General features: G+C 37.9%; 28 protein-coding genes and 4 tRNA genes. 10 read left to right on the top strand and 22 right to left on the bottom strand.

Annotated features, from left to right (window positions below; genetic code table 11):
• The first annotated feature begins 32 nt into the window (after positions 1-32).
• The 3 genes from SJPD1_RS00415 to SJPD1_RS00405 are packed head-to-tail and all read left to right on the top strand — an operon-like array spanning position 33 to position 2437.
• Positions 33-1055 carry a ribonucleotide-diphosphate reductase subunit beta gene (locus tag SJPD1_RS00415; RefSeq protein ID WP_087437388.1) on the top strand — a complete coding sequence of 341 codons (1023 nt, stop codon included), beginning with the start codon at positions 33-35 and terminating at the stop codon, positions 1053-1055.
• Complete coding sequence (locus SJPD1_RS00410) at positions 1045-1800, top strand: nitrilase-related carbon-nitrogen hydrolase (protein ID WP_226372215.1); 756 nt, start codon at positions 1045-1047, stop codon at positions 1798-1800. Before SJPD1_RS00415 ends, SJPD1_RS00410 begins: the two co-directional genes overlap by 11 nt.
• The gene (locus SJPD1_RS00405; protein WP_096045472.1) at positions 1778-2437 is read left to right on the top strand and encodes a protein-L-isoaspartate(D-aspartate) O-methyltransferase; all 660 of its coding nucleotides are present in this window, start codon (positions 1778-1780) and stop codon (positions 2435-2437) included. Before SJPD1_RS00410 ends, SJPD1_RS00405 begins: the two co-directional genes overlap by 23 nt.
• Here the strand turns inward: SJPD1_RS00405 and recJ are convergent.
• The 6 genes from recJ to ilvD form a co-directional block, all read right to left on the bottom strand.
• Positions 2434-4017 (bottom strand): single-stranded-DNA-specific exonuclease RecJ, encoded by a 1584-nt coding sequence (gene recJ, locus SJPD1_RS00400; RefSeq protein WP_210394389.1) that lies wholly within the window; start codon positions 4015-4017, stop codon positions 2434-2436. The genes SJPD1_RS00405 and recJ overlap by 4 nt on opposite strands.
• A complete protein-coding gene (locus tag SJPD1_RS00395; RefSeq protein ID WP_096045470.1) occupies positions 4010-5650 on the bottom strand; it encodes a CTP synthase in 1641 nt (546 codons plus the stop codon). Before SJPD1_RS00395 ends, recJ begins: the two co-directional genes overlap by 8 nt.
• A 151-nt stretch (positions 5651-5801) precedes the next feature.
• Positions 5802-6671: a UTP--glucose-1-phosphate uridylyltransferase GalU gene (gene galU, locus SJPD1_RS00390; RefSeq protein WP_191342061.1), complete on the bottom strand. Its 870-nt coding sequence runs from the start codon at positions 6669-6671 to the stop codon at positions 5802-5804.
• Positions 6672-7241: 570 nt separating this feature from the next.
• Complete coding sequence (locus tag SJPD1_RS00385) at positions 7242-7442, bottom strand: hypothetical protein (RefSeq protein WP_096045469.1); 201 nt, start codon at positions 7440-7442, stop codon at positions 7242-7244.
• Positions 7443-7451: 9 nt separating this feature from the next.
• The gene (locus SJPD1_RS00380) at positions 7452-8090 is read right to left on the bottom strand and encodes a MarC family protein (protein ID WP_096045468.1); all 639 of its coding nucleotides are present in this window, start codon (positions 8088-8090) and stop codon (positions 7452-7454) included.
• Positions 8090-9769 (bottom strand): dihydroxy-acid dehydratase, encoded by a 1680-nt coding sequence (gene ilvD / locus SJPD1_RS00375; protein WP_096045467.1) that lies wholly within the window; start codon positions 9767-9769, stop codon positions 8090-8092. The genes SJPD1_RS00380 and ilvD overlap by 1 nt, the downstream gene beginning before the upstream one ends.
• Positions 9770-9897: 128 nt before the next feature.
• Between ilvD and SJPD1_RS00370 the strand changes: the two genes are divergently transcribed.
• The 5 genes from SJPD1_RS00370 (at position 9898) to SJPD1_RS00350 (ending at position 10802) form a co-directional block, all read left to right on the top strand.
• Positions 9898-9972 (top strand) — tRNA-Gly (locus SJPD1_RS00370).
• A 29-nt stretch (positions 9973-10001) separates the two neighbouring features.
• Positions 10002-10088, top strand: a tRNA-Leu gene (locus SJPD1_RS00365).
• Between the two features lie 22 nt (positions 10089-10110).
• Positions 10111-10184 (top strand) — tRNA-Cys (locus SJPD1_RS00360).
• A gap of 34 nt (positions 10185-10218) precedes the next feature.
• Positions 10219-10306, top strand: a tRNA-Ser gene (locus SJPD1_RS00355).
• A 220-nt stretch (positions 10307-10526) separates the two neighbouring features.
• Positions 10527-10802, top strand: a complete 276-nt coding sequence (locus SJPD1_RS00350) for an addiction module antidote protein (RefSeq protein ID WP_096045466.1) — start codon at positions 10527-10529, stop codon at positions 10800-10802.
• Positions 10803-10830: 28 nt separating this feature from the next.
• Here SJPD1_RS00350 and SJPD1_RS00345 read toward each other — a convergent pair whose 3' ends face one another.
• The 13 genes from SJPD1_RS00345 to SJPD1_RS00290 all read right to left on the bottom strand — a co-directional run bounded on the left by SJPD1_RS00345 (position 10831) and on the right by SJPD1_RS00290 (position 21724).
• A complete protein-coding gene (locus tag SJPD1_RS00345) occupies positions 10831-11193 on the bottom strand; it encodes a helix-turn-helix domain-containing protein (RefSeq protein WP_096045465.1) in 363 nt (120 codons plus the stop codon).
• A 1-nt stretch (position 11194) separates the two neighbouring features.
• Positions 11195-11494: a type II toxin-antitoxin system HigB family toxin gene (locus SJPD1_RS00340; RefSeq protein WP_096045464.1), complete on the bottom strand. Its 300-nt coding sequence runs from the start codon at positions 11492-11494 to the stop codon at positions 11195-11197.
• A gap of 109 nt (positions 11495-11603) precedes the next feature.
• A complete protein-coding gene (locus SJPD1_RS00335) occupies positions 11604-13172 on the bottom strand; it encodes a type IV secretory system conjugative DNA transfer family protein (protein WP_096045463.1) in 1569 nt (522 codons plus the stop codon).
• A 2-nt stretch (positions 13173-13174) separates the two neighbouring features.
• Entirely contained in the window at positions 13175-16030 is a 2856-nt protein-coding gene (gene mobF / locus SJPD1_RS00330; RefSeq protein WP_096045462.1) for a MobF family relaxase, read from the bottom strand.
• Positions 16031-16054: 24 nt separating this feature from the next.
• On the bottom strand, positions 16055-16210 hold the full coding sequence (locus SJPD1_RS14465; RefSeq protein ID WP_168171301.1) for a hypothetical protein: 156 nt from the start codon (positions 16208-16210) through the stop codon (positions 16055-16057).
• 15 nt (positions 16211-16225) lie between these two features.
• Positions 16226-16498, bottom strand: a complete 273-nt coding sequence (locus tag SJPD1_RS00325; RefSeq protein WP_096045461.1) for a hypothetical protein — start codon at positions 16496-16498, stop codon at positions 16226-16228.
• Positions 16495-17274 carry a nucleotide-binding protein gene (locus SJPD1_RS00320; RefSeq protein WP_096045460.1) on the bottom strand — a complete coding sequence of 260 codons (780 nt, stop codon included), beginning with the start codon at positions 17272-17274 and terminating at the stop codon, positions 16495-16497. The genes SJPD1_RS00325 and SJPD1_RS00320 overlap by 4 nt, the downstream gene beginning before the upstream one ends.
• Before the next feature lie 10 nt (positions 17275-17284).
• Complete coding sequence (locus tag SJPD1_RS00315) at positions 17285-17686, bottom strand: hypothetical protein (protein ID WP_096045459.1); 402 nt, start codon at positions 17684-17686, stop codon at positions 17285-17287.
• Between the two features lie 9 nt (positions 17687-17695).
• Positions 17696-18040, bottom strand: a complete 345-nt coding sequence (locus SJPD1_RS00310) for a hypothetical protein (protein ID WP_096045458.1) — start codon at positions 18038-18040, stop codon at positions 17696-17698.
• A gap of 17 nt (positions 18041-18057) precedes the next feature.
• Positions 18058-20271 carry a hypothetical protein gene (locus SJPD1_RS00305; RefSeq protein ID WP_096045457.1) on the bottom strand — a complete coding sequence of 738 codons (2214 nt, stop codon included), beginning with the start codon at positions 20269-20271 and terminating at the stop codon, positions 18058-18060.
• On the bottom strand, positions 20259-20684 hold the full coding sequence (locus SJPD1_RS00300) for a hypothetical protein (protein ID WP_096045456.1): 426 nt from the start codon (positions 20682-20684) through the stop codon (positions 20259-20261). Before SJPD1_RS00300 ends, SJPD1_RS00305 begins: the two co-directional genes overlap by 13 nt.
• 10 nt (positions 20685-20694) lie before the next feature.
• Positions 20695-20955 carry a helix-turn-helix transcriptional regulator gene (locus SJPD1_RS00295; RefSeq protein WP_226372214.1) on the bottom strand — a complete coding sequence of 87 codons (261 nt, stop codon included), beginning with the start codon at positions 20953-20955 and terminating at the stop codon, positions 20695-20697.
• A complete protein-coding gene (locus tag SJPD1_RS00290) occupies positions 20939-21724 on the bottom strand; it encodes a Lin1244/Lin1753 domain-containing protein (protein ID WP_096045455.1) in 786 nt (261 codons plus the stop codon). Before SJPD1_RS00290 ends, SJPD1_RS00295 begins: the two co-directional genes overlap by 17 nt.
• Positions 21725-22108: 384 nt before the next feature.
• On the opposite strand from SJPD1_RS00290, the gene SJPD1_RS00285 reads away from it, so the two are divergent.
• Both SJPD1_RS00285 and SJPD1_RS00280 read left to right on the top strand, forming a co-directional pair.
• Positions 22109-22879, top strand: a complete 771-nt coding sequence (locus tag SJPD1_RS00285) for a hypothetical protein (protein WP_138070093.1) — start codon at positions 22109-22111, stop codon at positions 22877-22879.
• 575 nt (positions 22880-23454) lie between these two features.
• Positions 23455-23739: a hypothetical protein gene (locus tag SJPD1_RS00280; protein WP_138070092.1), complete on the top strand. Its 285-nt coding sequence runs from the start codon at positions 23455-23457 to the stop codon at positions 23737-23739.
• A 266-nt stretch (positions 23740-24005) separates the two neighbouring features.
• Here SJPD1_RS00280 and SJPD1_RS00270 read toward each other — a convergent pair whose 3' ends face one another.
• From SJPD1_RS00270 to SJPD1_RS00260, 3 genes are read right to left on the bottom strand one after another with little or no spacing between them, the layout of a single operon-like run.
• Complete coding sequence (locus tag SJPD1_RS00270; protein ID WP_096045451.1) at positions 24006-24248, bottom strand: hypothetical protein; 243 nt, start codon at positions 24246-24248, stop codon at positions 24006-24008.
• Positions 24249-24260: 12 nt separating this feature from the next.
• Positions 24261-24551, bottom strand: coding sequence for a HigA family addiction module antitoxin (locus SJPD1_RS00265; protein WP_096045450.1), 291 nt, complete (start codon positions 24549-24551; stop codon positions 24261-24263).
• On the bottom strand, positions 24551-24829 hold the full coding sequence (locus SJPD1_RS00260; protein ID WP_096045449.1) for a type II toxin-antitoxin system RelE/ParE family toxin: 279 nt from the start codon (positions 24827-24829) through the stop codon (positions 24551-24553). Before SJPD1_RS00260 ends, SJPD1_RS00265 begins: the two co-directional genes overlap by 1 nt.
• Positions 24830-24855 lie beyond the last annotated feature (26 nt).

The raw sequence follows: 24855 nt of genomic DNA, 5'->3' as shown, positions 1-24855 counted from the left end.
TCTTTTTAGATATTATTGTATTAGGAACGTCAATGGAGCGCAAAAAAATCTACAACCCCAACTCAGATGAAAGTCTTCAAGATCGTAAAATTTTTGGGGGAAACCCACACGGAATTTTAAATTTTACCAAAGCAAAATACTCATGGGCACTTAAACTTTGGGACATGATGGAAGCCAATACATGGTTTCCTAGAGAAGTTGACACCACAAAAGATGTCATTGACTATAACCGTAACTTAACAGATGCCGAAAAACGTATGTATGATCTCGTTTGGTCTCAACTCATTAGTATGGATAGCTTTCAAACTAACAACTTAGCCGACAACATAAACCCCTACATCACAGCACCTGAGATAAATGCATGTCTTTCTCGCCAATCATATGAAGAGGCAAACCACTCTAAATCCTATGCCGTTATGGCAGAAGCCATTTGCGACAACACGGACCTTATTTATGAGATGGAAAAACACGATGAGGTATTACGTCGCAAAAATGACTACATTTCAAGTGTTTACGAAGAGTTAGCGGGCGATGTAACGGATGAAAAACTTATTCTTGCAATGTTTGCCAATCAAATCCTAGAGGGCATCTACTTTTATTCTGGCTTTACGGCTATTTATGCACTAGCAAGGGCTGGAAGAATGCTAGGAAGTGCACAGATGATTCGCTTTATTCAACGTGATGAAATTACCCATCTTCTTATCTTTCAAAACATGATTAATTCAGCTCAAAAAGAATATCCAGAACTTTTTACCACTGAGCTTAAAGCCAAAGTCTATGAGATGTTCCAAAAAGCAGGTGATCTTGAAATTGAGTGGGGCAAATACATCACCAAAAATCAAATTATGGGCTTTACGGATGACATCATTGAGACGTACATTCACTATCTGATTGACGATCGTTTAACGGCAGTAGGCTTTGAAAAACTCTACAATGCCAAACACCCTATTAAATGGGTAGATGACTTCTCGAAATTTAATGACCAAAAAACAAATTTCTTTGAAGGCAATGTTTCTAATTACAGCAAAGGAAGTCTCTCATTCGATGATTTCTAATCCAATGCTCTGCGCGTTACAATTTGCCTATGAAGGTCAAAGCTTTGAAGAGAATTTTGAGACCCTTCAAGCGCTCTTGGAACAAACACCTCAAAATAGTATCTCATTAGCACCAGAGCTCTGTTTAAGTGCCTACAGCTACGATAAAATGGAAGAAGCGGCAGAATTTTCTGCCACCATCCTTTCAAAACTTGCTAAACTCTCTGTCGGCAAAACATATGGGCTTACATTGATTGAAAAAATTGATACAAAGTATGTCAATAACTTCAAGCTTTTTCATCATGGGAAACTTATTTATACACAGTCAAAAGCAAAACTTTTTACCTTAGGCGAAGAAGAACACTATTTTAGCGCAGGGAATATCGAAGAAATCAACTTCGTTGAGATTAACGGAATAAAAATTGCTGTACTTATCTGCTTTGAACTTCGCTTTCCAAGTCTTTGGGAAAAGATCAAAGGGGCAGATCTTATTTTAATACCTGCCTACTGGGGCAAACTTCGTAAAAAGCATTTTGAAGTGTTAACGACAGCGTTGGCAATTGCCAATCAAGCGTATGTGCTTTGTGCGAACAGTGCCGATGAAAGCATGGCTAAAAGCAGTGCTATCATCTCTCCATTGGGTGATGTCACCAGTGATGATCACCATAACCTAATAATGCATACCTTTGATTTTCATGAAATCAAAAAAATACGACGATATCTTGACATAGGATTAACCCATAATGCCGCAAACGGCTCAATTTAACACCAAAATTAGTTTTCAAAAACATAAAAAAATGGCAGACGAAATTGCTAAAATTTGCCCTATAAGTCAGAATGTTTATGATGCTTTTTGCCAAAGCGAACGTGAACTTTTTGTCCCACAAGGCATGAGTATGCACGCTTACAAACTCGATGCACTACCCCTTGTTGCAAACCAGTGGATTAGCTCGCCTTTAACCGTAGCAAAAATGACAGAAGCTCTTACATGTAAAGGTGCTGATAGTGTTTTGGAAATTGGCTGCGGCAGTGGTTACCAAGCGCTTATTTTAAGTAAAGTTATACGCCGTGTCTTTACCATTGAACGCATTGAAAGATTGCTTAAAGAGGCACGTGAACGCTTTAAAACATTAGGTATTACTAACATACACACACGCTTTGACGATGGACAAAATGGCTGGAGAGAATTTGCTCCCTATGATCGTATCCTTTTTTCAGCTTCCACACCTGAAGTGCCACAAAAGCTTTTTGAGCAGTTAAAAGTAGGTGGGATTTTGGTAGCTCCTATTGAAAAAGGAGAGAAGCAAATTATTACCCGATTTATAAAAACGGAAGAGGGCATTCGCAAAGAGGCATTAGATAACTGCCTCTTTGTCCCTGTAAAAGATGGTCGTGAATTTTAATACTTCTTTACAATCTGTTTGATTAAAAGCTGAGGTGTTACGAGCCCACGATAATCATTGCGGGAAACCGTAAACAAAATATCGATACGATCACCTTGCTTAGCTTTAATATCATAGTTAAAAAAGAGCGCTTCAAGGGCATTGCTCCCCTCTTGTAAAATAAGCTTTAAATGCTGTCCATCTTTACCAATCAAACGATCAACTTTGACGGCAATATTACGTAATAAAAAGCTTGGCTTAGGATTTTTTTGACCATAAGGCTCTTGGTTCTCTAAAATTTCTAATAACTCAAAATCAATCTGATCCGCACTAATTTCTCCTAAGAGATCATTATCAGCTTCCATTGCCTCTTGTGTAAACTGACTGGATGCTTCCACCAAATTGATTCTAAATTGTTCTAAATGTTTAATTTCAATCGAAACACCTGCTGCACCCTTATGCCCTCCAAACCCAAGCAAAAGAGGCTCTTGTGAACGAATAAGCTCTAAGATATCTACATTACCAATACCCCTCGCACTGCCTTTGGCCTTTTCATCTTTGATAGAAAAGACAATAGCAGGCTTTTTAAAGCGTTTAGAAAGCCTAGAGGCGACAATCCCTACGATACCCTCATGCCACTCTTCACCCCATGCAACGATGATATTTTCATTCTCTTTGACATAAGGCAATGTTGATTCAAAGAGGAGACGCTCTTCTTCTTTACGGGCTTCATTCAGGGACACAATATAATCAAGTTTTTGTAAAGCATCGTCTACATTTTTAGACTTTAAAAATTCATAGGAAAAAATTGCATCTTCCATCCGACCTGAACTATTAATCAAAGGACCGATCAAAAATGAAATATCATCCCCTTCTAAAGTTTTTTTACCAAAATACTGTTTAATTGCCTCAAATGCAGCACGTTTTGAGTGATTAAGTTCTACAATACCTTTTTTAACCATGACACGGTTCATCCCTACAAGCTCCATCATATCCGCCATAATAGCAATACAAAGGAGATCTAAGAAGCTAGAAAGGTTATAGTCCACCCCCAGTTCTTCTTTGAGCGCAGCAACTAAATACCACGCTACTTGTGCACCGCAAATTTCACAATGAGGAAAAGTGCAATCTTCTTGTTTGGGATTGACAATAGCATACGCATCAGGCAAAATAGAAGGAATACTATGATGATCGGTGATGATAAGGTCAATACCCTGATGTTTACAAATCTGAGCTGCTTCAATCGCAGAAATACCATTATCAACGGTGATAATCACATGGACATCAAGTTTTGCAACAATGTCTGGATTTAAGCCATACCCATCGGTAAAACGGTTGGGAATAATCAAGGAGTAATCAACCCCTAGATCATCAAAAAATTGGCTTAAAATAACGGAAGAAATGACACCATCCACATCATAATCACCCACAATGGCAATACGTTCATGGTTACGCATCGCATCAGCAATACGTTTAGATGCCTTAGCAATATCTTTTAAAGAGGAGGGCTTAGGAATCTCATTTAAACGGGTACACTCGTCGTTCTCAAATCTGCTTTGAAGAATCCGTTTTATCTCCTCTTTACTCAGCAACCTAGCCATTTTGGCGTTGTAACAAAGCCGCTTTTGCAAAACCTAAAATGGTTTTATTTGGGTTTGTTAAACGTGAGGTAAACTCAGGATGAAATTGAACTCCTAAAAACCATGGGTGACCTTGAAGCTCTACCGCTTCAATTAAACCATTGCTCTCACCACTGACGATAAGCCCCTCTTTTTCAAAGGCTTCACGATACGCTGGGTTTGCTTCATATCGGTGACGATGACGCTCACGAATCACTTTAGCGCCATCATAAACTGACCTGAGCAGTGAACCCTCTTTGGTTTCACATTCATAGCCACCCAAACGCATTGTACCACCTAAAGGACTTTGGAACGTACGAAGCTGTTTTTGGCCACTCGCATCCATAAAAGAATCAATCAAATAGATAATCGGATTTTTACATGTAGGATTAAATTCAGCCGAATTAGCATCTTCAAGATGAAGCACATTACGTGCAAATTCAATCATTGCCAGTTGCATTCCAAGGCAAATCCCAAGATAAGGGATTTTATGTTCTCTTGCAAAGCGGATTGCCGCCATTTTACCCACAACGCCACGCTCACCAAAACCACCTGCAACCAAAATACCATCAACATCGGAAAGAATCTCTTCACACCCTTTCTCTTCAATCATTTCAGAATCAACCCAACGAATTTTTACTTTCGCATTTAGGTTCGCTCCAGCATGAATTAACGATTCAGTCAGTGATTTGTACGACTCTTTAAGGTCAAGATATTTGCCAACAAAAGCGATCATTAACTCATCACGAGGGGCAATGACACGTTTAACCAAAATATCCCATTCATCCATATGCGGTGTCAAATCTCCAAGATCCAATGTCTCGGAGATAGGAACTAAAATATTTTCTTTGAGAAAACTAAGCGGTACTTGATAAATAGTCGTGGCATCTAAACACTCAATCACGGAATTACGCTCAACACCACATGAGAAAGCAAGCTTGTTTTTCAACTCTTTAGGAAGAGGGTATTCAGAACGACAAATTAACATATCGGGTGTGATACCAATACGGCGAAGTTCTTGAACGGAATGCTGTGTTGGTTTCGTTTTAAGCTCACCTGCCGCTTTGATGAAAGGAACGAGTGTGAGATGAATGTTCATTGCACGACGTTTACCAAGCTCACTTTTCAATGAACGAATTGCCTCCAAGAAGGGTAATCCTTCTATATCTCCAACCGTTCCACCAATTTCAACAATGAGAATATCTTGTCCACGCCCCGCTTCTTTGATACGGTTAGCAATTTCGTCAACAATGTGAGGAATCACTTGAATCGTTTTACCAAGGTAATCCCCACGACGCTCTTTTTCGATAACTGCAGAGTAAACGCGTCCTGTTGTAAAATTGTTCGCTTGGGTAAGATTTTCATCCAAAAAACGCTCATAATGCCCAAGATCAAGATCGGTTTCAGCGCCATCATCGGTGACAAAAACCTCTCCATGCTCTAACGGGCTCATGGTACCTGGATCAACGTTGATATAAGGATCTGCTTTTAGGATGCTGACTTTAAAGCCAACGTTTTTTAAAAGTGTAGAGATACTCGCCGCTGCTATGCCTTTACCAAGAGAGCTTAAAACACCTCCGGTAATAAAAATATACTTCGTTTCGTGATTGGACATACTCTTCCGCCTCATTATTATTTAATGGCGAGATTATAGCTAACATAAGCTAATAAAGGGTTTATCCTTAAGGTGATAATGTAAATATCAAAAGAAGAGATAAGCCCCTTATAGAGGGGTTAAGAGGCTTACATGTAAAAATTATAAAGTGTTATTTTGCTTTATCGTGGAAGTAATTGGTTGCTTCAACAAAGCCCTCAATAGAGCCACAGTCAAAACGTCTTCCGGTAAATTTATACGCGATAACTTTGCCTTGACGCGCGAGTTCTAAAAGTGCATCGGTGATCTGAATTTCACCGCCTTTACCCGGTTTTGTATTTTCAATCACTTCAAAAATCTCAGGTGTTAAAATATAACGACCAATAATGGCTAAATTGGTTGGAGCATCTTTTGGATCTGGTTTTTCAACCATGTTTGAGACACGAAGAACTGACTCATTACCATCAACAATTTTGCCATCAATAACACCATATTTGTTTGTATCTTCTTTAGGCACTTCTTCAATAGCAACAACACAACAACGGTATTTTTCATACACTTCAACCATCTGTTTAAGAACAGGATCATCATCGTTATTGTCACATAAATCATCCGCCAAAATAACGGCAAAAGGCTCATCGCCAATCAATGTTTTACCCGTTAGAATTGCGTGACCCAAACCTTTCATCTCTACTTGTCTCGTATAACTGAAGGTGCAATTATCAATTAAATTTCTAATTTCAGTAAGGTAACTCTCTTTTGATGTGCCCTTAATTTGGTGTTCCAATTCATAACTGACATCAAAATGATCTTCAATAGCTCTTTTACCACGACCTGTTACAATCGCCATGGTATCAATACCAGCACTGACTGCTTCTTCAACACCATATTGAATCAGCGGTTTAGTAAGAACAGGTAACATCTCTTTTGGCATCGCTTTGGTTGCCGGTAAGAATCTTGTACCATAACCCGCTGCAGGGAAAAGACACTTTTTTACAGATTTTAAACTATTAATTTTGCTATATTTTGAGATACTTGACACTGTATCGCTCCTGAGGTTTTAAATGTGCAATTTTATCTTAATTTTGCTCTTTTTCCTATGAGGTGTCACTATAGACCTATTACAATAATCTTTCATGAGCTTTATTTTTTCATATTATTATCATTAAAATGTATATTTCATAGCGCCGCGTTAACCCATGTTTTCACCGTATGTCACCCAAAAGAATTATTTAGAGTATAAACAAAGATCTGACATTAACTTATATTTAACTTAATTTATATTTTTAGTATTATTAATTTAATTAAAAATAAAGTGTAGAAACGTTACCAATTTTTTATAAAAAGAAAATATTTTTATTTGATTTATTTTTATTTAAGTATTGTTAATATATAATTCCGAAAACAAAAAAGGAGCTACCAAGATGAAAAAATTAAGTATTGTAAAAGTTGGATTGGCTATGACTCTTCTAAATGCTGTTTTATTTGCTGCAGGCTTTGTCTATTTAGCCCAAACACAATCACTATAATATACTGAAAGTTAATTCTTATAAAAGAAGTCGATTGAAAAATTGTACCAATTGACTTCTTTTATCTGATACCTGAAGATACTCTATAATGTATCTTCTCCCATTATTTCACGCATTTTACGTTCCATTCGCTTTTCAAATGCTTCACTTGAAGGTGAACTTTCAGATGAAAATTTTGCTTTACCGTATAAGACACATCCACGATCTCCAGGATCACACTCTTTTTTGATGATATCACAGATTCCTTCCACATCATGAGGGCATGTCCAACCACCTTGATTCATAAAAAATCCTTACATATAATGTTTTGCCAAGACACTCACGCCACCCACAATAAATTGCACCGCAATCGCTCCTACGATGAGTCCCATTAAACGACTGACAATTTTTTGCCCAGTTATCCCTAAATAATGGCGAATATAGATACTATTTTTAAAAGCAAGATACACACTTAAAGCTACAATTAAATAAGCAATAATGAGTGCTGCAAGAGAAATAATACCTTCACTATGCCCACGTAGAATGATGATCGTTGCAAAAATACCAGGACCGAAAGTAATAGGAATACCTAAAGGAATTACTGAAAATTCATCGTTTTTGATTGCTTCTTCACGTTCTTCTTCGGTTTGATTTTTGGACTCTATCGAGCCTTGAACCATTTTAATGGCGGTAAGCAACAAAATAATTCCACCCATTACTTTAAGTGAATCAATTTCAATACCAAAAAGATTGAGCAAAAAATTACCCGTAAGTAAAACCACAAAAAAAGCCACGATGATAGTCATTGTCGCTTTCCAAGCAATCTTATTAATATGCTCTTTGGTTGTACTCTGAGGTAGGAGTGAAAGCATAATAGCACTCACTCCTAAAGGATCAACAATTGCCATCATTGTAATGGTATGTTGTAATAAAAGATTTAAAAATTCACTCATTAAGCATCAGTCTTTAAAATAGCACCACTACTTGCATTGGTAACAAGTTGGCGGTATTGCTTCAACCAACTTCCTTGAATGGCTTTTACTTTGGGTTTAAATGACGCTTTACGACGTGCCAGTTCTGCTTCATCAATCAGTGCTTCAATCGTATAGGCATCCACATCGATCTGTATAGTATCACCATCTTGCAGAAGACCGATAAGACCGCCCTCAGCTGCCTCTGGGCTTACATGGCCAATGCTGAGCCCTCTGGTAGCTCCTGAGAAACGTCCATCGGTAATCAGTGCAACATCAGCGCCAAGCCCCATACCCATGATTAAGCTCGTAGGGGAGAGCATTTCTTGCATACCGGGACCGCCACGAGGTCCTTCATAGCGAATAACGACAACATCACCCTTTGTGACTTTCCCACCCACGATGCCTGCTAATGCTTCTTGCTGAGAGTCAAAACAGACGGCTTTACCAATAAATTGGCGAGCACCCACAATACCTGCTGTTTTAATAACGCAACCTTCTAGTGCTAAATTACCAAACAAAATTGCAAGCCCTCCCACTTTCGAGTAAGGATTTTCAAGGGTATGAATGATGGCAGTATCTTTAATTTCTGCATTAGCAATGCGCTCACCAACAGTTTCGCCCGTCACTGTTAAATTATCTAAATATAAAATGCCATTATCGCGTCGACTAACCTCTTTCATAACTGCATTCATGCCACCAGCACGGTTGATGTCTTCCATATGAACCGTTGATAGAGAAGGAGAAATTTTAGCAATATGGGAAACGTTTTTACTAATTTCATTAATATCTTTAATCGCAAAATTAACGCCAGCTTCTTTAGCAATAGCCAACATGTGCAAAACTGTATTGGAACTTCCACCCATTGCCATATCGATCGCAAACGCATTACGCACAGCTTTTTCATTCAAGATATTTCTAAGTTTAAAACGATCATCAACGGCAATTTCACAAATTCGTTTTGCTGCTGCACGTAAAAGAACTTCACGTTCAGGTGTCAAAGCAGGGATTGTTCCATTCCCAGGAAGAGCAATACCCATTGCTTCCATGAGTGTATTCATACTGTTGGCTGTAAACATACCAGAACAACTACCACCACTTGGACAAGCATTGCACTCAATATCCGTCAGTTCCGATTCGGTAATATCCCCTTTTTCAAACTTACCAACAGCTTCAAAGGCAGAGTTCAAATCAAGAGGTGCTCCCTCTTTCGTATAACCTTTTTTCATCGGTCCACCACTCACAAACACCGTTGGAACATTAACACGAAGTGCGCCCATAATCATTCCCGGAACGATTTTGTCACAGTTAGGAATACAAATCATCGCATCTAACATGTGCGCATTCATCATTGTCTCAATCGAATTGGCGATCAGCTCACGGCTTGGAAGTGAGTAGAGCATACCATCATGTCCCATTGCTATACCGTCATCCACGCCAATCGTATTAAATTCAAACGGTACACAACCATTCTTACGAATCTCATCTTTAATGATAACACCATACTCATGCAAAAAGAAGTGACCTGGAATAATATCAATATAAGAGTTTGCTACTCCAATAAATGGTTTATTAAAATCTTCGTCCTTTAAACCTGTCGCTCGAAATAAACTTCGATGTGGCGCTCTGTTATACCCTTTTTTGACTTGATCACTTCGCATCAATATTCCTTAAAAAATTTTTTAAATTATAGCAAAACCGCTCTAAAAAAGCTTACATGTAAATAATTTTACGCAAATGACTTTACATTACGAAAAAAAACTGCTATACTCTCAACTCTTTTTTAGATGCGGGAATAGCTCAGTGGTAGAGCACGACCTTGCCAAGGTCGGGGTCGCGAGTTCGAACCTCGTTTCCCGCTCCATTTAGTTTAATCTTAAAAAGAAACGCGTTGCCCGGATGGCGAAACTGGTAGACGCAAGGGACTTAAAATCCCTCGCCCGTTTGGGTGTGCCGGTTCAAATCCGGCTCCGGGCACCACCTCTATATAGAGAAATACGGTGGCGATATAGCCAAGCGGTAAGGCATGGGCCTGCAAAGCCTTGATCCCCGGTTCAAATCCGGGTGTCGCCTCCACCTTGATATCATATATCATCTACAAACTTTCTGTCGGGAGATGGCAGAGCGGCTTAATGCGGCGGTCTTGAAAACCGTTGAGGGTAATACCTCCGGGGGTTCAAATCCCTCTCTCCCGGCCACTAATCCTTAAACTCTTTTAAAACTCCTATTTTATCGATACTCTAAAGCAATTTAAGAAAAATCAAAAAAGCTTCTTTCCAACCTATTTCCAACAACCACAAAAACATACTTAGCTTTTAGCGGTCAATTCAGTTGTGTTTTTCATCCCATAATTTATAATTTTCTTTGCTAAAATATGCCTTTTAGGATACATTTTTTAATTAAAGACAAGGCACTCAAATGCAAAAATTAACAGATTTTAATATGTCAGAATATCTTGATAGCCAAGAAGCAATAATGGAATATTTATCTCAAGTCCTTGAGAGCGGAGATCAAGATGAATTTTTACGAGCATTAGGATATCTTTTAAAAGTAAAAGGCATGACACAAATTTCAAAAGAAACCGGTCTTGATATAGAGAGCCTTGATAAAACTTTTCAGAAGGGTTCTGATCCGGAATTCAGCACTATTGTTAGGGTCATGAATGCAATGGGATTTACTCTACAAATCAAATAACGAAATTTACGCACATGTGTGTATTCTCTTAACTTGCAACTCTACCAAATAGACTTTCGAATGGAATTTTAAATTGATCATGAAGCTTTCGTATCATATCAACTGTTAAACTTCGCTCGCCTTTAAGTACCTTTGATACACGTGTTTCGTCACCCAATGCGCTGACTAAATCTTTTTGTTTGAGTCCTTCTTGTTCCATTCTAAACTTAATAGCAGCGATTGGATCCGGTGCATCAATTTTATAATGTTTCTCTTCATAGACTTCTACGAGCGTAACTAAAATATCTAGTTCATCAAATTCTTTAGTATTAGGCTCTGCATCCATAAGTGCATCAATTCTTTTTAACGCTACTGTATAATCTTTTTCTGTTCTTATTGGTGTAATTTCCATTTTATATCTCCTCTACGTTTATAGCATCGTACTGCTCATGTGTACCTACAAAACGCACATACACAACTTTGGCCGGATAATTGATTTTCACAACTAATCTGTATTTATTGCCGTGAATATTAAAAACAACTCTATTATTCTTGAGTATACTTGCATTACGATACTGCTCTTTAATTTGAACTGGGGTTTCCCAATCTGCCTTAATAGCTTCTTTATGCCAAGATTCTAAAGAGCTTTTACTATCTTTGTATAGCTCTTGATCATAAAAGTCTTTTAATGTTTTCTTTGAAATCACTCTCATGGGCGTATTATATTCCTAAGTTGTCATTTTGTCAAGTTGTTGCCAAATCTTTGTTTATAAAGTTTTAGATCGACAAGACAATTTATTTTTTCTTGCCGATCTAGCACATTTAGTATTTTCTTTGATAGTATCTTTCGATATTCTCACTTTGTATGTAGTTCGCTTTTTTACTTGGCAATTCCGCTCTTGGCGTATACCCTTTATACAAAATTCGTTTCGACGGTACAAACGTGATATGCTCATAATTTTGGCCTAACGATTGAAACAAACTGGTATTTAGCAGATCCGATTCTTCGATTTGGTAATTTTTACGATTCAAAGGATCCGCAACAAGTTGCTCTCTGATCTGCTCTTTTCTATAGCGTACTTTACCGATCGTACTATTGATCTTTTTGAGTGTATACTCATCCACACCTTGAAATAAAAACCAATAGGCTGCTGAGTTTAACATCTTTTGCGTAATACCTTGAGCACTGTCTGCCTTGTTACTTTGCTCTGGGAAATATTGCACACCAGGAAGCAAACAACCGCCTTTACTTCTGATCCTGGTATGTAACCCCTCGATCGTTTCACTATCGAGGTTTTGAGCAAAAGAGAGGTATTCATCAAGAGCAAAGAGAGTGAGAGAGGTTTTTTGATCTTCTTGGCTTAACATGACGGCCGTCAAAGCGGCCAAAAAGCCAGTAAAGAATGGTGTAAGCTTTGAGCGCTGATCATCCCTTGAGAGTAAGAAGAGCTTGCAGCTCTTACGAGAGAGATACTCTTTAATCGTAAAAGTAGGGCTGCCATTTTGAATACAAAAGTTCATATAATCAAAAAATTCAAACGTCAAATGCATCGTACTGGCAACATCCGCTTCACTACGTCTTTCATGATTTTTATTTTCTTCGAAATACTCCTTGAGCTGTTGAATAAAAAGATCAAACTGCTCATTCGATGAAAGCTCACTGTTGTTGTAAAGGATATCGTTAAAAAGCTTCATATAGCGTTGTTTGGAGCTTGCGCTAAAAAAGTCTTTTTGTGTGCCACTTAACGCATTGAAAAGATTGGTTAAAAATATCTCCGTAACGAAAGGACTCGTTTTAGCCTCTTCGAAAGGATTCCAAATATGGCTTCGTTGATCATACGGATTTAAGATAATATCTTTCAACACACTATAATGCTTTTGCACAAGATCACCTTTGGTATCATACGCGACTACACGATCGAACTTATCTTGTGCAATAATGGAGTGGTAAAATTCTGTTTTACCTGATCCCATACCACCAAATATAATTCCTGATTGCGTAAAATCTACCGGATCCGCATAACAGTCAAAATCATTAAATTTACTAGCCAATCCATATACTGGCGACAAACGATATAAAACGATACGATCAAACCGGAACTGATCCAGGAACAATTCACCTTTTGACATAATTTCTTTAACACGCTTTGAAGCCGTCCATCGATTGCCTTCTGTTTGCTCATAGTAATTGGGATAACTTCCCATTACCCACGCCTTATCATCAAAGATACGACCATTGATCGATTCTTGTCTTTTGAAAATAAATGCCCATACGAGATACTCTACAATACAAAGTAGCACAAAGACTGCACCACATGGTATTGGAAGGTTCTTTTGAAATACCCATAAAGCACCGGCATTAAACAATAAACATAATAAAATCGTTGACATTACTATTTCCTTTCTCGTGATTGTGTTATGGATTGAGCTGCTTTTTCGCGCTCATTTTTAAGTAAGATATTTTTCATTTGATCTTTGCCTCGAGTGCTTTCAATCTCTCGTCGATCTCTTTTAAATAAGCCAAAATGTCGGCTAAGATCTGCGAGTGCAATTTTGAGCTTTGTGCAATAGTCTCCCAGTATTGAAAGAGTTGATCCTCTTGATATTCTTCGTTCTTTTTGCTCATTGAATGTCCTTTCGTAGTTATGATTTGTATGTGCCTCATGCTGCATTGCCGACCTAAAATAATCTAGGGTACTGGTTTTAATTTGCGTTTTTTGTGTATTCTCCTTGAGTGTTGCTATGCTGTTGGTATAGATCAAGGCATCACGTTTTGCCCTGGTAATTTGCACGTAGAAGCGGTTTAAATTGGCCATTTGTGCATTCGTGAAAGCGATAACCTTACTGGTTGTTTGCCCTTGGCTTTTATGCGCTGTAATCACGTATCCATGATCGATATAAGGATATTTGGAAGCATCAAACGCCAACTCTTTATTTCCCTTTTGCACTTTGATGATATTCCCATGAATCGCTTGGATCACGGCGGTCTCACCATTTCTAAACTTGAGGTTTCGATTGTTTTTTGTAAAAACGATCTTGTCTCCGATACCAAACGCTTTTTCTTTGATAGCAAAGGTTTGAATCGCTTGAGCGTGAGCTTTACTTAGATCAATTTTGATCCTTTGATCATCTTTGGTAACAGTGATCGTATTGGATGGATGATCGATCTCGGTGATCATCGCTTCTTGCCCAGCACTAAATCCTTGAAACGCGTTTTGCGCGACAACAATTTGACCTACTTGATAATTGCTCGAGTAGTGTTTTTCAATCTCGTTTAGATTGATTGCCTCTTTAATAGATAACAGTTGGGACTGTGTGACTTCATTTTGAGTGACGATATCCGCTCTGATTAACTCGTTTAAAGCTCTACGATTCGCGTTCGTGTCAACGAGAAGTAACGTATCATGACGATCTTTGAGATATTCGTTTTTGATCCTCTCGAGATCTGTCGTTTCATGAAGTCGTTGGTGCTTTTCCAAAATACTAAACGCCTCTTCCAAATCTTTGCTCTTGATAGATGAATACAGCGATCGCATTAATTCTGTTTGCGCACGTTTATTTTCCGTCATCTCAACGATACGGATATTACTTTGCTTTTGAAGCTGCGAGAACATATTGCCAGCACCTAAAGATTGGAACTGCTTTTGATCACCGATAAACACGATTTTTGAATGGTTTTCACGGGCAATTTCACATAAATGGTGCATCTGTAACGAACTGACCATTGAAGCCTCATCAACGATATAAACCATATTTTTTTCTGCCGGTGGATTGACAAAAAACGCATGTAACGTTGTAGAGGGGATACCACTTTCACGCTCCAGCTCTTCACTGGCTTTTCCAGTAAAAGCAAGTCCTCTTAGATTGCTACTTTGCTTTTGACTCTCGAGCGTTTCTCTGACTGCCTTAAGCATAAACGTTTTACCCGTGCCAGCATCGCCCTGGATCACTGAAATAGCCTCATCACTTGTGAGAATGTGCGTATACGCTTCTTGTTGTCCTTTTGTGAGGTTATAAGGCGTATGGCTTAAATATTGCTCCACGTGTTGCACAGAGATCAAAGGAGCTGTGCGGTTTTTTGCCATTTCAACAATCTCGAACTCCTTTTGCAAAAGCTCCGGTGTCGAATAAGCATTTTTATCCAGTTGCACGATCGATCGCTCATTGACATGATCATCAAAAGCACTCTGCATAGCACTAAGTGAATGCTCACCTAACGAAAGCTTCATTGCGTTTTTCATCACATCTTCACGATTAAATACACTTGTCTTTTCGCTTTGAATACGAATCGAAAGATCCACCGCATCTTTAGCTGTCAATTTTTGCTGCTCTGGATGAAGCTGCGTACTATTAAGCTGATTGAGATAGGTTAAATCTTTACCGGCTAGAATGGTTTTGGCTCTTTCGATATTGTTAGATTTGATGACACTGCGATCAGCATTTTTATCTTTGACGCTTCGGCTACCGGTTGTAGCCATCTCTTTGAGCTTCTCTTCCTCGAGCCCAGGATATTGCTGTCTTAGCTCCTCGTATTTCTCAAGCACTTGCTCACGGCGTTGTGAAAATTCACGGATCAACTCTTTAGATACACCTTCAATCTCAAAGAATCCTTCTTTAGCATTAGTAATCTCAATAGCAAATCCTTGCTCTCGAAGATTTTTGGCCAATTCATTGCGATACGTCTGGCCTAGAAACATCTTGTGAGTAAAGAGCTGATCATTGAGTAATGCACGCCATTCACCGTTCTCTTTTTGCGTTGCATTGACGATAAAGCAATGCGTATGCAATGACGGATCATTTTCACGACTGGTATCGTGCTGAAATTTAGCGATGATTAGATTACCGGTTGAGATTGCTTCTCTATGCCCATCTTTTTGTTCTCTTGTTTGCGCATAATGATCTTCCACAAATGCTAGTGTGGTTTGCACCGCTTGATCATGTGCTGCACGTATGAGCTGATTGGTATGCTCATCACCTAATTCACATAAGATCGATGCGGATTTTGGAGCGGAAAAAGTTAGATCCGTTCCCGCTCTTTCACTAATATCTACAAGAGTGCGTTCTTCACTTGGATGAATACCGTAACACAATCGTTCAAACTGTTTAATATCAATTGCACCGCTCAAGCCTAAATGTTCAGCACCTTTGCCAGCCCAAACGCTTGTCTCTTTATCTTGCTGATAATAGTTTTGATCCTTTGCATGATAATGAGCTGCTTGGGCACTATTCATATTGGCAATTGATAGCATTTTTGCCTCTTTTTTATCTTTTTTTCACCTTGTGCCATTAACGTGGCGTTGGGTGTGAATGTTTTCTCGGTTGCCTTTGAGTGGCTCTTTGGTGGCACACGGTAGCTTTTCGATAGCATTGAGTAGCAAGTGGTTGCATACGATTGCTTTCGGTAGCATTACGGTGGCACGAGGTTGCATTACTTATCTTTTGCCCTAGAGGAATCCTTTGAACTTATCCTCTAAACTCACTTTCGGTGTTTCGCCTTTTTCAGCTTGCACCGCTTTTTCTTTGGTTGTTTTTTTCGAGAGAAACTTTTGAACTTGCTGCCTTGATATCTCAAGGCCTCTCACTTCTCGTAAATAATCAGCGATCTGATTATGTGTGTAATTCAAACTCACGAGCTTTTGAATTTCATCTCTGTATGGCTCCAGAGAAGAGACACGCTTTAAAGGCGTATTCTGTTCAACCCAATTTTGAAACTTCATGCTTGCTCTCCCAGGATGATACTTTTAAGCTGCGTGATCGCTTCACTCTCGATATAATCTTTTGCGTTACGTGAAATTTTCCAATTGCGGTAAATTTTCGTCATGGAGTCTCTATTTGCTTTGGTTTTCACCTTTGCATACTCAAGTATTTCGTTTTTGTTATATTGGCTTGCGAGTAGGGCAAGATCTTTGATCGTCTCTTTATTGCGTGAAGCAGCATACGAAAAAAGTGGGCTTTTAGGGCAAACAGCAAAGTGCGTAAACGTAGATTCCATATCCGGGATCTCATAATCTTCATGACCCTTGATAAACATAAGATGATCTGGATCACTAAGATCCGCATTATTTAACACAACGAGAATCTTTGCTGTATCTGGTAAAACGTTATACGTATCGACTAAGTTTTTAAGCTGTACGAAATCGGGCATAAAGGGGATGATAAACAGCGTATCTGCGATCAAATCTTGATCGATAAACGAATGGATCACTTTGAGCGAATCATCACCACCACCGGCATCAATCACGCTGATCTTATCTTCATCAAGCATATTGGTAACGACGAGTTCCTCAAGCTTTTGCGTACCTTCTGCAATATTTAACGAGGTGATTTTCCCTTTGAGAATCTGTGTATTTAAAAACGTCGTCGTCGTTTTATTGTTATTATCGATCTCGATGATCTCAAAATTTCTATCCGCTAAAATAGCCGGTAAAACATGAAAGGCGAGGGTGCTTTTACCTACGCCGCCTTTAGTATTAATAATTGCGATATTTTTCATGGTGTTCTCCTTAATGAACGAATTGATAGATAAGATTGAGAAGCGGTTTATTGGCCGCTTCAAACGCTATAAAAACGATGCTTGTTAAAAGCGCGGAAAGGCACGTTGAAGCAAAAACGATCTTCAACGTGGAACGTTCTTCATGCTTGCGTTTTTTTAGATCCTTGGTGACATTCTCAAGCTCCTTTACGGCATCCACGAGATACGCCTGAATAGTGTTGACTTGAATTTTTTCTGCGATCTTTACACCGATTCCATCGATACTTTTTTCGATTTTTTCAAAATCGTTATTCGTTTTTTCGAAGACTTTAGAAGCTTGATTAAACGACGAAATATGCTCTTCCAACGTTTTTAAAACGATCTGAGCCTCCTCGAAAAATTGATATGTTTGTTCTGCTGTTTCTGGTTTCATCATTTCTCCTTAATACAAGCCACCAGGCCAAAAGATCTTCCATGCGAAAAACCCTAGAATATGGCCGATGCCACTCAATAACCAAAACCAATGTTTGGTAACCATATAGCCTTTGATCTCATCAAAATCTTTCACACCGGCATCAAAGATATGCGCTAGGATCATCACGGTAAACGCAAGTATGATCCAATAGCCGTACATCAAAATTAATGCGCCTACGTCATTTGACACGATTAAATGAGGTACATCAATGAGTTTTTTTGGATACCAGGCCAAAAAAGCAAAGACGGGAATCACCCAGGTCGCTGACTTTAAAAAAGTTTCAATGACTTTATTGCCTTGTAGTTTTTTCATTGCTCACTCCTTATTTTTTATACGAGAGATTGTCTCTCGAGCTTATTGGAAATTGGCTCGAGGAAGTCACCTACATTATGCAATCCGATCATTTTTATCACATGACCTGGTGCAGATAGGATTACCTTCCACATCAGATACACGGCCATAAATGATGAAGTTATCTTGATAAGTCCTAGCGAAAGTTGCAACACCATTGCCACAAAAAAGCTCTGATTGATCGCGTCGAGGAGATAAAATTGTTCTTCTGCAAATTGAAGGAACACATCCATGCAGAGGTAGTACAAAAAGAGCCCTAAGTAAATAAAGATAACAAGAAGTACCGGCTTAAAAAAGATCACAATACCGGTGACGAGGTACTCACTAATTTTGTCCGTCTTGCGCATCGTTACAGCATAAGCAACGACAAACGGCGTGATAAAGAAGTATTGCGTTAATTCAAATAACCATCCCACAACTGCCAAAATTCCGGCAATCATCGATGTTATCAATGGAATGTACTTGAGGATGAGTCCTACGAACATAGCCGCCAAAACAAGACTCGCTAGTTGAATCGTTGCACCACCGCCACCTTTAGAGATAAATGAAAATGCTTTGCCACCAAGTGGACTAAAAAACGTTGCAATGAATGTGAGCATCTCAACGCCGCCTGAAATCACGGAATTGAAAACTTGAAACACCGTATTCACACCAGGTAGAATCATATAGGTCATCTTCGCCATAACCGCACCGAAGAGGCTACCGCCTTCGGTTTTAATCTTCTCGAGTAAACTTTTCTCCTCATCTCCGCTTGCATAAGCGTTGCGGATCTTCTCTTGATTGCTTTCTTGATCTTGTGTAATGCCATTTTTAGCAACTTCGACAAGTGGCATCATTTCGACCAAAATAGCGGCCGATGGGATAAACGCGCTGTTAATCCACCCGAGCTCGTTTTGACGATTATTGAGGAATGTATTGATGCTATTGAGCTTGCTTTGCAATGCGTTATTACCAAAACTCTGCGCAATTTGATCTGCGTATTTGCTTTGTTGTGCGAAGGTCTTTGAAGCAATAAGCCACTTACGTTCAATGGATCTGCACGCTTTAGCAGTAACTCCCTCTTTGGTTTGGTTTAGATTGTAGATACTTTTTTGTGCTAGATCAGCATCGTCTACCTGAAACGTCATTGCATCTGGAAAACGAACTTTGCACTCTTGCATTACATTGGCATAAAGCTCTTTTTGCGCTTTCGCGCTATCCCGTAACGAATAGATCGTCGCTTCACCTTGCATTGTATTTGCGCCTACACTTGCATATAGCTTTTGCAAATAGGTATTAGCCGCGATAACAGCGGCTTTATCGGCAATCTTCGTGCTTGTAATCATAAAAGTGCGAATCATCGATTGCATTAACGAACTTTTTATATTGTTTTCTGATGGCACGGGGATATAAAACAACGTGACCGCAATAAGAGGGATATACAATTTGCTAAGATAATTCGTAGTGTCATTTTCTTTGGCTAAGTAGGCTTGCAGCTTTTTAGATCCAAGAATCACAATAAAGAATGCAGATACAAAGGCAAAAAGAAGATTTTGCAGATAGCTATAAATTGAGGACATATTAGAAAAGAGATTATAAAAATACCCTAGATTCGCTTTATTGAGACTATCAACACTCGAGACAATCTCTGAACTCGTCGTTGCATCCTCTACACCAAAGAACGATAGAAATGTTTCTTGCCTTGTGGTTGAGATATTTGTACCGTAAAGCATATTTGAGTTTTTGACTTGAAGCATGCCAGTACTATTGGTCGCACTAACGTCGACGATAGACGGATCCAACGTTGCCATACCGGTGAGAAAGCGTGAAAACGTCATCGTATCAGTTTCGTATTTTGCTCCGCTTAACTGATAATTCGTATCCGAATTCGACTTCAATTGCCCGGCATAATCACCAGGGCTTTTATTCGCTTGCGCTTTACATGTAAGGTTTTGTTGATTGGCATTTACACCTAAAGCTTTACTTGTATTATTACGACTATACACTTCACAATGCGTTGTACCGCTCTTCGCATCGATATCGATGATCTGTGTTATATAACCATCAGCAACGGCACGACATGAAAATGAACACGCTCCCGGTGCGACGATAGCATCATCATGAGTGAAGAGCGAATCCGCTAACGTATCTTTTTCGCTTGCGACATCAGCAAAAAGGAATAAAGGAAATAAAAACAATACTAAGAAGCGCATTGTGAACTCCTTTTCTCACTTTGATCAAGCGATGCACAATGCGCTTTAAACGATTTATCAAATTCAAAAAACTCTTCAACATTTGGCATAAAACTGGTGATTTTCATAAAGCTTTCGCCTGTGACATAAAACTCGCTGATTGTGGAAATGCGATCATTTTTACTTACTAAACACACGGCAAACTCAGCACGCTCTTTGCAAATTGCATACTGAGCCTTTAGAAGCTTAAATTTCCTCTTGATAATTCCATTATTTGGCGTTAAATCAACAATGCCCGTAAGAATTTGATTTCCCTGAAAAAGAAAACGAAACTCGATAAAGAGATCTGAGGACATTTCCTCTCTCGTCAACCTCTCAAGTTTACTTTCAAGAGTTTTTAGCCGTTTTAAAATATCTGTATTTTCATGTTTCATCACGCACCTCTTACATGGTTTTAATGGTGCTGCGAGAAAGCCATTCAGCGATCTCAGTCTTTGGATAAAGCACTCGTCCTCGCTTACCTCTCTCTACCTTGATGTACTGAGGGCCGAAACCATCTTTGCGCCACAAGATCAACGTAGTCGAACTAACACCAATGGCCTCAGCCGCTTGCTTTTGATTTAGGCAAATTAACTTTTTAAACATTGGATTGTTATTGATTTCTTCCAGGATTTTTGCCGCGTTTTCACTAATTGTTGTTTGCATAGTTTTCTTCCTTGTGTTGGTTTTGGATTTGTGTATTTGCGAGTTCGAAGACTTTATCGGGTATGCTGTATAGATATCCCCAAATTTTAAAAGCTTCCTCTTTTTCAAGAAAACTTTGATTTTGAAGACTAAAAATAAGATCATTTTTGAGCTGAAATCCTTTATGTTCAATGGAGTAGCCCAAGTTGCCACATAAGGCAAATTTGAAACTAGGACAAGATTCGATTAGTCGTTTTTTAAAAGTTTTAAAATCAACTCTTTCAATACCTAAGAGAGAGTTATCTTTTAATAAACTAGAGTGTTCTATACTAGAGTATTCTAGCTCAGCAATTGCCGAGCAATTGTTGAGCATTTGCTCAGTTGAGTATGGTAGACTCAATGTTTGCATTTGTTTTTCAAATTCATCTTTACGCTTTTGTACGCCTTTAAGAGCATTCTGCCTTAACTGCTCAACTTTCAATTCATACTTTTGCATACGCCTAAGAAGAGATTTGGAAAGAAAAAATTCTTCATTTTCAACTTCAAATAAGCCATACTGTGTAATTACAGTTTGCATTTTTGGTGACGTAGTTGCGTATTTTCTCGCGAGAGAAGAGATTAATTTTAAAGGGTATCTATAATCGGGTTGTGCTCTTAACGTTTCAATCAATACCCAATATATACCATAACCCTCAAGCCCCAGTTCATCAATTAACATCAAGCATTTTGGGTCATCTTTAGCATTCACATCATGACTAAACCAATATTGCTCTTCAATTTTTTTGGACATAAATATCCTTATGTATTTTTCAAATTTTGAATTTTTAACAATCAGAGGGATTTGTGGTAGAATTGCAGACCACACCCTCAACTCAGAACGGTGTTACTCTTCTTTCTCGAAGTTTCTCAGGACAAAAGAGAGAAGAGTTTTTTATTCTTTTTAACTATATTCTATATTTTTAGACACCTCCAAATATTCTATAATAGAACTTTTTTAATAGTTAAAACCATAAAAATATTACCTATTAAAGATAATTGGCATTATGGCACTCATAATATAAAAATTTACTTAATAATCTATATAAGGTAATATTTTACTTATAACTCATTATATATATTATCTATTATGGAAATTATGGTATACTCCCATCATTAATTATCAGGGGAGGGTATAATGGTCAATACTATATGTCGGCTATTGCATATAGGTAAATCTACGTACTATAAATATAAAAAAGAGAACTACCCTATTATCAATTTTTTGCATTCTTTTGAAAAAGATGATTTGTTAGAATTAGAACAAACTGGAAGAATCGAAAAATTAGAATTTGCTAATTTTCAAAATTTTGTACATAAGCAATCTCAATTTACTTTGCTACTAGCTGAATTAAATTCGTTTTTAGAAAACGATAATGATCCTGAAACAATTCATCATTACATTGATTATTTAGCTTTTGCATTTAATACACTTAATGCTAAAGCTATGCATTATAAAAGAAAATTTAGCTATGAAAAAGATGTTTTTCCACTTGCACTTATAGATGCTTATGATGATTATATAGAGCATCATTCCCCTGAATTAGCAAACTTTTTTTCTAATGACTTAAAGCTGTTAATGCAAATATCCGAACACTATTTTCCAAAAGAAGAAGGCTATTCTAGTATTGTTGCGTACTTTATTGAAGCAGATTTTTTTCCATTGGTAAAAGCGTGTATGTATGATTATCCACAAAATATGCATTTAACAATAGAGTTATGCATTAGGTTCAATCTTTACAAGTACAAAAGCTCATATAGCTATAAAGAAATATCTGAAAAATTGAAAACTAAAATACCTTGGAATGAGAAGGGTAAAGTACTAGAAGATATGCAGCAGGATTTCGTAAAATTTAAAAATGAGTTGAGTCAGATTATGAAAGATCATGAGAGTAGCAGCAAATCTTAAATTAATTTTTTCTGCTTCATGTTTTCATACACTATTGAATTTTCTCAAAATATGCATCAAACAGTTAATAGCCACATTAATGGTTTGAAAATTTTTACTGTAATTTTATATCAAACTATTAATGCCTCCATTAGCACTTTGATAATACAGTAAATATATATTAATGGTCTGATTGTTCTAAAAGCACCATAGATTCGATATTGTGTGTAGTGTATTGTTGTTTGTTAGCTGATTTTTAAAACAAGAGTCTATTAAACAGTTAATGTAGCCATTAATTGTTTGACGACTATTAATCTGGCTATTAATAGTTTATGCTCCTTGGTATTAATATATATTAAGTCTATCTATTCATCATGACTTATACAAACTCATTACTATACAAATCTGCATAATATACAAAATTGTATAAGTCTTTTTCTCTCAAAAAAAAGATTTTTTAAATGATCATCAATCTGATCCGGAGATAGCACTGGGTTACACACTCTGTGAAAAATACCAGCACGGTTTTTTCATCGGTGGATTTAAGAGGTGTGTATATGTTAAAATATTGCATACAAACTATTTGGAGAATTGAGATGGAAGATACGTTTAGTAGCGTTGTTGATATAACACCTCCTATCAAAAGTAAAATATCCGGTGGGGAATTTGTGATTGCTTATGGCAATTACACTCTTAAAGAAAAAACATACCCTTGCTTCGGTTTAAGATGGACAATTGATCCAACTCAGGACAAAGAAGAGCAAGAGAAAGGCTACCCCGAAAATGGAGAATATTTGACATTACCATTAGGCGAAGATGATATTGATGAAATTATCCGCTTTTTACAACAATACAAAACAAAGTTAAAGAGATTGCGGTAAGCTTTAGTAACTGTTTTTACATGTAGGATTCAAGTTTAGTGACCTTTGAAGCAATGAAATTAGGTGCATCGAGATCGAGGCTTATTAAGCCATCGATCATTTTTCCTATGAGCAGATATTCTACCTCTTTTTTTGTAATATCTCTTAATAGATCCTCTTGAGTGTAATCGATATGAAATCCACAACTGTCGTCGTAACAATAAACCATTTTTTCACCAGCCTTTAGCGGCCATGAGCATAGAGGACAATCGAGCATTTTGTAGCCTTTAAAATTGAAATCGATGCTTACCAGTTTTAATGAACAATTTACAAAACCTTTCCCAATCGTGCAAGTAGATCAAACGTTGATCATCGTGCATAAAACACGTTGAGTTTTGTGCGCTTTCTGCCCAAAAATCGTAAAAGGGTAACTGCTTAATATCTTCATCTCTGACAAACTTCTCATCATAGACTTTGAGGCCAAAGTAAGTTATGTCTGTGACTTCACCTTTGATAATGTTTTCTTCCATTTGACTCATTCCTTATGCGGAGATTACTAGTTTTTCAACTGCATCAAGATTAAGTGATTGTCCAAGCATCCAAAGGCTGTATTTATCTTGCATGGCCAACCAACTCTCAGGCGTTCTTCCAAGAGTTTTAGAAAGGCGTAATGCCATTTCAGGTGTTAGGCTTGTTTGTGTGCTCACAAGACGATGGAAAGTCGAAGGTGCGACTTTGAGCTTATGCGCTACTTCTCGCTCACTGATCCCAAGTTCGTCTAAATAGACCTCTTTAATAAATTGCCCAGGATGGGGCGGATTATACATACTCATTAGTGGTAGTCCTCATAGTTTAAAATATAGACATCACCATTTTCAAACGTAAAGGTGAGTCTGTAATTACCATTCACTTTAATGGACCATATACCTTTTCTATTGCCTTCAAGCTCATGAAGATCAAATCCAAGTAACTTCAAATCTTCAATGATCATAGCGGTATCAAGTGCAGCTAAACGCATACGAAGCTTTTTCGCATGATCGGCTTGAATACCCTTGAGGTTGCCTGATTCAAAAAAGAGTTGAAGACCTTTATGCTTGAATGACTTTATCATGAGAGAATTATAGCATAGTGTTGCAT

Origin of the sequence: Sulfurospirillum diekertiae (genome assembly GCF_002309535.1) — a bacterium.
Classification (GTDB): Bacteria; Campylobacterota; Campylobacteria; order Campylobacterales; family Sulfurospirillaceae; genus Sulfurospirillum; species Sulfurospirillum diekertiae.
Note: the sequence above shows the minus strand (reverse complement) of the source record. Positions and strands in the feature narration are given on the sequence as shown.